Origin of the sequence: Comamonas sp. GCA5, assembly GCF_036541385.1 — a bacterium.
GTDB lineage: Bacteria > Pseudomonadota > Gammaproteobacteria > Burkholderiales > Burkholderiaceae_C > Comamonas > Comamonas aquatica.
Genome location: NZ_JAZHFR010000038.1, coordinates 22,000 through 32,355 on the forward strand (window position 1 = coordinate 22,000; position 10,356 = coordinate 32,355).

A 10,356-nucleotide genomic window follows, 5' to 3' on the forward strand; every position below is an offset into this window, starting at 1 on the left:
GTCGCGGGCATCAGTCGGCGGGCGTGGTGCCCAGCGCCGCACGCAAGGCGGCGGCCATGGCGGCATGCGCCTGGCGCGCCTCGGGAATGGCGCGGCCCATCTTGATGAACTCGTGGGTCACGCCCTTGTAAATCTCCAGCTCGACCGGCACGCCCGCCATGCGTAGCAGGTCGGCGTACTGCACGCCCTCATCGACCAGCGGGTCCAGCTCGGCCAGGCAGAAGAAGGCCGGCGCCACGCCCTCGACGTCCGGGGCCAACAGGGGCGCAAAACGCCAGTCCTCGCGGTCGGCCGCGCTGCGCACGTAGTGGTTGAAGAACCACTGGATGCCATCACGCTCCAGCACCAGGCCGTGGGCATAGCGCAGGTGCGAATCCGTGTCCTGGTGGGCGCAGGTGCCGGGGTAGATCAGCAGCTGCAGCTGCAGCACCAGGCCGGCATCGCGCGCCAGCAGTGCGCAGGCCGCGGCCAGGGTGCCGCCGGCACTGTCGCCGCCCACGGCCATGCAGCCGGTGTCCAGCTCCAGGCCGGCACCGTGCAGGGCCAGCCACTGCAAGGCGTCCCAGGCGTCGTGGATGGCGGTGGGGAAGCGGTGCTCCGGTGCCAGGCGATAGTCCAGCGACACCACGGCGCAGCCTGACAGTCGGGCCAGCTGGCGGCACAGGATGTCGTGCGTCTGCACGCTGCCGATGGTGAAGCCGCCGCCGTGCAGGTACAGCAGCACCGGCAGGGCCTGGCCCTGCGTGGGCGCATACAGCCGGGCCGGCAGCGCGCTGCCATCGCGCGCGGGAATGCGCAGGTCTTGCACGCGGGCCAGCTCGGGCTTGGTGATCTCCAGCACGCCGGCGCCCGCCTCGTAGGCGGCACGGGCCTGCTCGGGGCTCAGCGTATGCAGATGGGGGCGGTTGGCACGCACCATGCGGCGCAAGACATCGCGCATGGCCGGCGTCAGGGGATGGGGCAGTTCGTGGTCGGGACTCACAACACGCAAACAACAGTCACAAAGCCGCACATCATGCAGCAATCCCGGGCCGTGCGCAGCCAAAACGGCGGACTTTGTCCCCGGGGTGACCGTGGCCCAGCCCGGCTCAGGGTTCCCAAGGTGGCGCGATGGCCGCAGGCTGACTAGATTGCCAGTCCAGCGTGTGCACATGGCTTCACAGGGAAATTCGCATGGCCTTCATCAATTACGTGACCCAGATCCAGTTCGACTTCGGCGCCGTGCGCCTGCTGCCGCAGGAATGCCAGCGCGTGGGCATCACCCGCCCACTGATCGTGACGGACGCGGGCGTCAAGGCGGCCGGCGTGCTGCAGCATGCGCTGGACGCCCTGGGCGCGCTGCCCGTGACGGTCTTTGATGCCACCCCCAGCAACCCCACCGAGGCCGCCGTGCGCGCCGCCGCCGACCTGTACCGCCAGCACCGCTGCGACGGGCTGATCGCCGTCGGCGGGGGCAGCGCCATCGACTGCGCCAAGGGCGTGGCGATTGCCGCCACCCACGAGGGCCCTCTGACCACCTACGCCACCATCGAAGGCGGCTCTGCCAAGATCACGGCCGCCGTCGCCCCCATCATCGCCGTGCCCACCACCAGCGGCACGGGCAGCGAGGTGGCGCGCGGTGCCATCATCATCGTCGACGACCACCGCAAGCTGGGCTTTCACAGCTGGCACCTGGTGCCCAAGGCCGCCATCTGCGACCCCGAGCTGACCTATGGCCTGCCGCCCCTGCTGACGGCCGCCACCGGCATGGATGCTATCGCCCATTGCATGGAAACTTACATGGCGGCGGCCTTCAACCCGCCGGCCGATGGCATTGCCCTGGACGGCCTGGAGCGCGGCTGGGCGCACATCGAACGCGCCACGCGCAACGGCCAGGATGCCGAGGCGCGCCGCCAGCTGATGAGCGCCAGCATGCAGGGCGCCATGGCCTTCCAGAAAGGCCTGGGCTGCGTGCACAGCCTGAGCCACAGCCTGGGCGGCATTGCCCCCCGCCTGCACCACGGCACCCTCAACGCCATGTTCCTGCCGGCGGTGGTGCGCTTCAACGCCGAGGCCGCGTCGGTGGTCAAGGACCACCGGCTGGAGAAGATGGCCCACGCCATGGGCCTGGCCAGCGCCAGCGACATCCCCGAGGCCCTGCGCGACATGAATGCCCGCCTGGGACTGCCCAGTGGCCTGGGCGCCCTGGGGGTGGAACAGGACTGGCTGGATGCCGTGATTGCCGGTGCCCTGAAAGACCACTGCCACGCCACCAACCCGCGGCTGGCCAGCGCCCAGGACTACGCCGACATGCTGCACGCCGCCTGGTAAGGCCGGCCTCAGGCTGCGGGCGGCGCTCCTGTGGCGCCCTGGGCCCGCGCCTGCACCTGCTGCATCACCTCCCGCGCCATGCCTTGCAGCACCGCCAGGCCGGCGGCATCCATGTTGCGCGGGGCATCGTGCAAGATGCACAGGCTGCCCAGCACCATCCCCGCCGCATCCACCAGCGGCACGCCGGCATAGAACTGGATGCCCGCCCGCCGCAGCCACGGGTTGTCGGCAAACCGCGGGTCGCGCGCCAGGCTGTCCACCACCACACTCTGCCCCTCCTGCACCACATAGGCACAGATGGAGGCATCACGCGGCAGCCCCGGCGAGGCAGGCGGCACCCCGCCGTGCACCAGCAGACCACCCGGGGTGTGCACCCAGTCGGCATCGACCAGCGAGACCTGGGCGTACTTCACATCAAAGGCATGGGCCGCTTTCAGGGCAGCGTTCCTGTAGACCTCGGTGCAACCAGCATCCAGAGCGCCGCTGCGCTGCAGGTGCTGCAGGCGCTGCGCCTCGTGCGGCGGCCTGCGCGCCGGCACACAACCCTGGGCCGTGGTCGGCACCGGCGACGCCGCCTGCTGGATGCGCAACACCGCCTCGTGCATGCTGGTGACCAGGGCCTGCACGCCCAGGCGCTGCAAGTCCTCGCCCTGCAGGCCTTCGGGGGGCACGTTCCACAACGCCAGCACCACCTGCAGCTGCGGATACCGCCGACGGATGCGGCGCAGCCACTGGCGCAACAGGATGTGCGGCTGCCCATGCAGGGTGGACAGCACCAGCCACTGCACATGCTGCCAATCGCCGATGCCGTCCAGCCCCCGGTCCGGCGCCAGGGCATGGCTGGCACTGGTGGCGGGTAGGCCCTGCAACTGCAGGCTGTGCGCCAGCATGCGGGCGGCCCAGGCATCCACCGCCCAGCGGGCCCCCACACAGTGCACGCGCCCGCACGCCGCCGCGTCTGCCAGCCCTGGCGCACCCGGGTAATCCTCGGTCAGCTCTTCCAGCAGGTCTTCCATGCCGTTGGAAAGGCGCATGCGGTGCTCGACCGTGGCTGCCTCGGCATGGTGCTTGCACGCCAGCTGCAAGGCCGGCAGCGCCACCTGGCCGTAAAAGCCCTCCACCGCTGCGGCCTTGTCCGCTGCCGCCGGCCTGGCGGGCAGGCGCTGGGCGATGTCGCTGCGTGCCAGGGCAATCGCATCGGACACGTCCTCGGCCAGCAGGCGCTGGTACAGGCGGTGCGGGGCGTCCATCACCGGCTGGCTGCCCAGCAGCACCTCCAGGAACTGCAAGCCCGGCAGATAGCGCCCCAGCACCAGGCAGCAGGCCGTCAGCGGCGTCGACAGGATCAGACCGATGGGCCCCCACAGCGCGGTCCAGAAGGTGGCGGCGATGATGATGGCCAGGGTCGACAGGCCCGTGCTGCTGCCGTACAGCCAGGGCTCGACAATGTGGTTGCTGACCAGCTCCAGCAGCAGCACCAGCGCCAGGGTCCACATCAGCATGTCCCAGCCCGGCGCCACGGCAAACGCCAGGGCCAGCGGAAACACCGCGGCCACCAGCGGCCCCACGTAGGGCACAAAGCGCATCACCATGGCCAGCACCCCCCACAGGATGGCCCCGGGCACGCCAATCAGCCACAGGCCCGCCGCCATGGGCACGCCATAGGCCACATTCACGATGCACTGCATGCGCAGGTAGCGGCCGATGCGGTGGGCGGCCTCGTCCATGGCATCGGTCGCCACGTGCGGATTGCCCCCCATCAGGCGCAGCAGGCGGTCGCGCAGGTCGTCGCGGTCCAGCAGGATCAGGATCACGAACAGCAGCACGATGCCGGCCTGCGTCAGCGGCTCGCTGACCTTGCCCAGCCACTGCGCCAGCCGCAGCACGGGCTTGTCCTCGTCGCGCACCACCTCCACCTGCTGCACCCGCGATGGCCGCTGGCCGGGCTCGGCCGTGGCCGCCGCGATCTCGCGCTCCACCGTGCCATAGGTCTTGACCGCGCCGTCCCAGGCGCTGGGGCCGGCGGTCAGCACGCGCAGGTTGCGAAGCTTTTGCTTGATGGTGGTCTGGTAGGTGGGCAGGTCCGCACTCAGCGCCTGCACCTGTTTGCCCAGGTACAGGCCCAGGCCCGCCAGCGCCCCCAGCGCCAAGGCCACCACCAGCAGTGCGGCCGCCAGGCGCGGCAGCCCCCAGCGGTGCAACCGCGTGACGGCCGGGTCCAGCAGGAAGCCCAGCAGCACGGCGAGGGCCAGGGGAATCAGGATCTCTCGCCCAAAGTACAGGCCCACGATCACGATGGCGGCGATCATCAGCCCCACCATCCAGCGCAGGCCGGGCACGATGGCCACCAGGGCATGGCCCTGCGAGGCTCTATACGCTGTAGGGCGCGCACTGGCGGGCCCAGCACCCGGGCCCTGGGCAGTCTGGGGTTCGGTCGGGGTGGATGGCGATGGCTGGGGCGACGGGTCGGACATGGGGCATGCCACAATGGCCGGCCCGCCTGCGCAAGGCGGGCATGCACCGTTGTGGACCAAAAACGAAAACCCGCCCAGCATGGCGGCGCCCGGCACCGCCCCGGTGTCAGGTTTTTCCGCCAGGCCGTGCCTGATTTTTCAGTCTTTTTGGGCTCCAGCCCTTGGTGCAAGCGCGCAGTGCGCTATCAATACATGGACTGGCTCCAGTCCGTTGCCTCCTGCTGCAAGACCACGTCCACGTCGATGCCCAGCGCCAGCGCCACGTCCACAGGGAAGGCATCGGCCATGCTGCGCTCGCTCCAGCCGCTGACCTTCACGCGGTTGCGCCACACCGCCAGGTGCAGCACCCCGGCCATGGGGTCGAACTGCGCGTCCTGCAGCGGCGCCTCCATCGCCTGCACGGCGGCGACGATTTCTGCGGGCAGGCCCCAGGCGCGCAGCAGAATGGCCGTGGTGTGGTGGGCGCTGTAGCCCCAGTGGCGCACCTCCACGCGCGGGCGGCGCGGGTCCCACAGGCCGGCCTCGGCCGCCAGGATGGCCACGCGCTCGGGCTGGGTCTGGTGCAGCACCAACTGGCCCATGCCATGCAGCAAGCCGGCGATGTAGGCCACGCTGCCATCCAGTCGCACCCGACCCGCCAGGCTGCGCGCCAGCTTGGCGCAGTCCTGGCTGACGCGCGCAAACTGACCCATGTCGATGCCAGCAATCGGCCGCGCCACCATGCCCGCCTGGGCCTTCTTCAGCAGCGCGCGCAACTGGCGCTCGCCCAGCAGGGTCAGGGCCTGGGGGATGCCGCGCACCTGCGCCGCCATGCGGTAGGCGCTGGAGTTGGCGCACTCCATCAGCTGGGCCGCCAGCACCGGGTCGCAGCCGAACAGCTGGTTCACACGGCGCATGTGCGGCACCTCGCTGATCAGCTCGCGCATCAACAGCGCCAGGATCCGCGGCTGGCAGGGCAGTGACAATTCTGGAGCGGCTTGCATGGACCTTCAGGCAGTGACAACCGTGTACCGGGCCCGGGCATCGCCGCCCAGGCACCGTCCTCTTCAACCGGGGCACGCAGCCCCCCATGCCGAGTATGGGCTGCGCAGATGACGGCCTTGCGCGAATAAGGCAGGCTTTTCCCCGCTGATTGCCCGCTATCTGCGCCGCGATTGTGCGCGGTCGTGCGCACGCCGTCACGGGCCGACGCACAAAAAAGGCAGCCGCAGCTGCCCCGGGTGACGCCGTGCGCCGTCTGCGCCTTACTTCTTCAGTGCTTGCAGCTTGGCAAAGGCCGAGGCCATGGCGTTGGGCTGCTCGGCCTGGCCCCCACGCTGCGGCTGGGCATAGCCCCCGCGGCCTTGGCCGCGACCGGCGCTTTCATAACGGTTGTCGCGCGGGCCATCGCGGCGGGCGGGGGCCGCATCCAGCTTCATGGTCAGGCTGATGCGGTTGCGCGCCACGTCCACTTCCAGCACTTTGACCTTGACGATCTGGCCGGTCTTGACCACCTCGCGTGCGTCCTCGACGAACTTGTGGCTCATCTGGCTGACGTGAACTAGGCCGTCCTGGTGCACCCCCAGATCCACAAACGCGCCGAACTGAGCCACATTGCTGACCGTGCCTTCGAGGATCATGCCCTCCTTGAGGTCCTTGATGTCTTCCACGCCGTCGTTGAAACGCGCCACCACAAAGTCCGGGCGCGGGTCACGGCCGGGCTTGTCCAGCTCACCCAGGATGTCCTTGACGGTGATGGCCCCGAACTTCTCGGTCACAAACTGCTCGGCCTTCAGGCACTTGAGCACGTCGCTGCGGCCCATCAGCTGGTCCACGGGCTTGCCAGTGGCGGCAATGATCTGCTCCACCACCGGATAGGTTTCGGGGTGCACGCCCGTCATGTCCAGCGGATTGTCGCCACCGCGGATGCGCAAGAAGCCGGCGGCCTGCTCAAAAGTCTTGGCGCCCAGGCCGGCCACATCCATCAGCTGCTTGCGGTTTTTGAACGAGCCGTTGGCATCGCGCCAGCGCACCACGGACTTGGCGACCGAGGCGCTCAGGCCCGACACGCGGGTCAGCAGCGGGGCCGAGGCCGTGTTCAGGTCCACGCCCACCGAGTTCACGCAGTCTTCGACCACGGCGTCCAGCTGGCGCGCCATCTCGCTCTGGTTCACGTCGTGCTGGTACTGGCCCACGCCGATGCTCTTGGGGTCGATTTTCACCAGCTCGGCCAGCGGGTCCTGCAGGCGGCGTGCAATGCTCACCGCGCCGCGCAGGCTGACGTCCACGTCGGGCAGCTCCTGCGAAGCGAATTCGCTGGCCGAGTACACGGACGCGCCCGCCTCGCTGACCACCACCTTCTCGATCTTGCGGTCCGCCTTGGCGGCCAGCTTGATCAGGTCGGCCGCCAGCTTGTCGGTTTCGCGGCTGGCCGTGCCATTGCCAATCGCAATCAGGTTCACGCCATGCTTTTCCACCATTTTGGCCAGGGTGTGCAGCGAGCCTTCCCAGTCTTTGCGTGGCTCGTGCGGGTAGACGGTAGCGGTGTCCACCAGCTTGCCGTTGCTGTCCACCACGGCCACCTTCACGCCGGTGCGGATGCCGGGGTCCAGGCCCATCACGGTCTTGGCGCCGGCCGGGGCGGCCAGCAACAGGTCACGCAGGTTGTCGCCAAACACCTTGATGGCCACCTTCTCGGCGTCTTCACGCAGGCGACTGAACAGGTCGCGCTCGGTCGACAGGCTGAGTTTGACGCGCCAGGTCCAGGCCACGCACTTGCGGATCAGGTCATCGCTGGCGCGCTTGGCGTGGCTCCAGCCCAGGTGCAGGGCAATCTTGCCTTCGGCCAGGCTGGGCTGGCCGGGTTCGGGCTCCACGGGCTGGACCAGCTTGGCTTCGAGGATTTCCAGCGCGCGGCCGCGGAACACGGCCAGCGCGCGGTGCGAAGGCACGCGGCCAATCGGTTCGTCGTAGTCGAAATAGTCGCGGAACTTGGCCACCTCGGGGTCGTTCTCGTTCTTGGCCTCGACCTTCTTGGACTTGAACAGGCCCTCGTCCCACAGCCATTCGCGCAACTTTTGCACCAGTGCCGGGTCTTCGGCCCAGCGCTCGGACAGGATGTCGCGCACGCCATCCAGCACGGCAAAGGTGGTGCTGAAATCGGGGCCCGGCTTGCCATCGTCCAGCGTGGTGGCTGGCTGGCAGAAGGCCTTGGCTTCCTCATGTGGGTCCAGCGTGGGGTCGGCAAACAGCTTGTCGGCCAGCGGCTCAATGCCGAACTCCTTGGCGATCTGGCCCTTGGTGCGGCGCTTTTGCTTGAACGGCAGGTAGATATCTTCCAGCTCCTGCTTGGTCGGCGCATTGGCAATCGCCAGGCGCAGCGCATCGGTCAGCTTGCCCTGCTCGTCGATGGCCTTGAGCACGGCCACGCGGCGGTCTTCCAGCTCGCGCAGGTAGGACAGGCGGGCCTCCAGCTCACGCAACTGCACATCGTCCAGCCCCCCGGTCACTTCCTTGCGGTAGCGAGCGATGAACGGCACGGTCGCGCCACCATCCAGCAATTCCACGGCAGCACTGACTTGCTGCGCACTGACTTTGATCTCTGCGGCAATTTGCCCAATGATTTTTTGCATGCGTTACGCGCCCCTCGGCGCTGTGTCCCTGAAAGCGGGCAAGTGTGCCATACGTGATCGCCGCCCATCCGCAGATCGCGGCGCCCCCTTGCATATCCACACAATTGATAGCTGATCGAGCTGGATACATCTGCCCTGGAGGGCAAAATCATTCAAACTCCAGACGCCATGCAAGACGATTTGTTCGCGGCCGACGATCCGCCCGCTCCCCAGCCCGCCCCCAAGGCTGCGGCCACGCCGCGTGGCAGCGCCGTGCGTGCGGTGCAGCACCCCGCCGAGTTGCACGAGCTGGCCCAGTCGCTGCCCCCGACGCTGCGCATGGGCGTGTCCACTTGGTCCTACCCGGGGTGGGATGGTCTGGTCTGGGACGGCGTCTACAGCGATAGCACCCTGTCCCGCAAGGGCCTGGGCGCACTGAGCCAACACCCGCTGATGCGCACCGTCTGTGTGGACCGCAGTTTCTGGCGCCCCCTGAGCACCGAACAGTACGCCCAGATGGCCAACCAGGTGCCGGGCGACTTCCGCTTTGTGGTCAAGTGTCCCAATGTGGTCACCGACGCCCTGGTGCGCGGCGAGCATGGGGCCGGCCAGGAGCGCAACCCGGCGTTCCTGGACCCAGGCCTGGCCTGCACCCAATTCGTGCTGCCCTGCCTGGACGGCCTGGGACCCAAGCTGGGGGTGCTGGTGTTCCAGATCAGCCCCCTGCCCTGGTCCGTGCTGCAGGACACCGCCACGCTGTGGCGGCAGCTGGCGACCGTGCTGGCCAGCACCCGCGCCGCCTTGCAGCACGCCCCACAGGTGATCGTGGCCGTGGAGGTGCGCGACCCGCTGCTGCTCAGTCCCGAACTGGCCCAGGTGCTGCGGGCCCACGGCGCCACCTACTGCCTGGGTCTGCATGGGAAAATGCCGCCCATCGAGCCACAGCTGGTGTTCTTGCGCCAGCTGTGGCCCACGCCCCTGGTCTGCCGCTGGAACCTGAACCACAGCTTCGGGCCGTTCGGCTACCAGGCAGCCCAGGAAAAGCACCGCCCCTTCAACGCACTGGTTTCGGCTGACACCCACACCCGCACAATTCTGGCGCGGACTGTGCGTGGCATTACCGGCGCCGGCCAACCCGCCTTTGTCACCATCAGCAACGATGCGGAAGGCTGTGCACCACTTTCCATCCACCGGCTGGCGCAGCAGATTGCGCCTGCCGCCGGTCCGGAGCCCGCCTGAGGCACTTGCCACCCAGTTATGAATGGTTCACATTAAGTCCCACACAGACAACAGCCAGGGCCCTTTACAACCAGCTTGTCACAAAAAAATGACCCAGGCGCGACAATTTGCAACATTCTGCGGAGGCATTACCGGAGGATTCACTCACAGGGCGCACGTGGTTGCGCACAGGACTTTGGCGTTAGAGAAGACATCACCGTGAAACTTCGCAACATCCTCATACTCGCTGGCAGCGTCGCCGCTGCCTCGCAGGCCTGCGCGCTGTCTCTGGGCAACTCACAAGGCCAGGTCCAGCTCGGCGCGCCCTTGAACCTGGTGTTTCAGGTGCAGCCCGATGACGGACAAACCGCCGAGAGCAGCTGCATCACGGCCACCGTGTGGATGGGCGACGACAGCCTGTCACCCGGCAATGTGCTGATCACCCCGCAAGCCACCACCGTGCGCGTGCGCACCACCCAGGTCGTGCACGAACCCCTGGTGACCGTGAAGCTGACGGCCGGCTGCGCAGGCAGCGTGGCCCGCAGCTACACCCTGTTCGCCGACCCGCCAAGTTCCATGGCGGCCACCATCGCCCCCATCGATCTGAGCAAGTTGCAGGTCACCCCGCGCCCAGCGGCACGCCCCGCCCCGGCCGCCGACGCCCCCGCACGCCCTGTGCGCAAGGTAACCAAGCGGGTGGTCAAACCCGCGCGGCAGCCCCCGTGGCCGCGGCTGCAGTGGCAGCCCCTGCGGCCGCCAGCGCC

The 10,356-nt window shown here is 68.5% G+C and carries 7 protein-coding genes; 3 read left to right on the forward strand and 4 right to left on the reverse strand.

All coding sequences use genetic code 11. The annotated features are described in order from the left end of the window. Nucleotides 1-10: 10 nt before the first annotated feature. The gene (locus SJH88_RS10795; RefSeq protein WP_274754475.1) at nucleotides 11-940 is read right to left on the reverse strand and encodes an alpha/beta hydrolase; all 930 of its coding nucleotides are present in this window, start codon (nucleotides 938-940) and stop codon (nucleotides 11-13) included. 233 nt (nucleotides 941-1,173) lie between these two features. Between SJH88_RS10795 and SJH88_RS10800 the strand changes: the two genes are divergently transcribed. After that, on the forward strand, nucleotides 1,174-2,310 hold the full coding sequence (locus tag SJH88_RS10800; protein WP_274754470.1) for an iron-containing alcohol dehydrogenase: 1,137 nt from the start codon (nucleotides 1,174-1,176) through the stop codon (nucleotides 2,308-2,310). 8 nt (nucleotides 2,311-2,318) lie between these two features. Here SJH88_RS10800 and SJH88_RS10805 read toward each other — a convergent pair whose 3' ends face one another. From SJH88_RS10805 to SJH88_RS10815, 3 genes are all read right to left on the reverse strand, one after another. After that, a complete protein-coding gene (locus tag SJH88_RS10805; protein WP_274754471.1) occupies nucleotides 2,319-4,784 on the reverse strand; it encodes an AI-2E family transporter in 2,466 nt (821 codons plus the stop codon). A 185-nt stretch (nucleotides 4,785-4,969) separates the two neighbouring features. Continuing rightward, complete coding sequence (locus SJH88_RS10810) at nucleotides 4,970-5,767, reverse strand: HDOD domain-containing protein (RefSeq protein ID WP_210931285.1); 798 nt, start codon at nucleotides 5,765-5,767, stop codon at nucleotides 4,970-4,972. A gap of 261 nt (nucleotides 5,768-6,028) precedes the next feature. After that, complete coding sequence (locus tag SJH88_RS10815) at nucleotides 6,029-8,395, reverse strand: Tex family protein (protein ID WP_274754472.1); 2,367 nt, start codon at nucleotides 8,393-8,395, stop codon at nucleotides 6,029-6,031. 168 nt (nucleotides 8,396-8,563) lie between these two features. On the opposite strand from SJH88_RS10815, the gene SJH88_RS10820 reads away from it, so the two are divergent. Then, the gene (locus tag SJH88_RS10820) at nucleotides 8,564-9,613 is read left to right on the forward strand and encodes a DUF72 domain-containing protein (RefSeq protein ID WP_274754473.1); all 1,050 of its coding nucleotides are present in this window, start codon (nucleotides 8,564-8,566) and stop codon (nucleotides 9,611-9,613) included. Nucleotides 9,614-9,811: 198 nt separating this feature from the next. Then, the coding region (locus SJH88_RS10825) for a type IV pilus assembly protein FimV (protein ID WP_420921736.1) at nucleotides 9,812-10,356 on the forward strand (545 nt) is incomplete at its 3' end.

Coding starts and splice junctions, on each gene's coding strand:
- SJH88_RS10795 (WP_274754475.1), bottom strand. CDS start 940: ATGCGCGATGTCTTGCGCCGCATGGTGCGTGCCAACCGCCCCCATCTG.
- SJH88_RS10800 (WP_274754470.1), top strand. CDS start 1,174: ATGGCCTTCATCAATTACGTGACCCAGATCCAGTTCGACTTCGGCGCC.
- SJH88_RS10805 (WP_274754471.1), bottom strand. CDS start 4,784: ATGTCCGACCCGTCGCCCCAGCCATCGCCATCCACCCCGACCGAACCC.
- SJH88_RS10810 (WP_210931285.1), bottom strand. CDS start 5,767: ATGCAAGCCGCTCCAGAATTGTCACTGCCCTGCCAGCCGCGGATCCTG.
- SJH88_RS10815 (WP_274754472.1), bottom strand. CDS start 8,395: ATGCAAAAAATCATTGGGCAAATTGCCGCAGAGATCAAAGTCAGTGCG.
- SJH88_RS10820 (WP_274754473.1), top strand. CDS start 8,564: ATGCAAGACGATTTGTTCGCGGCCGACGATCCGCCCGCTCCCCAGCCC.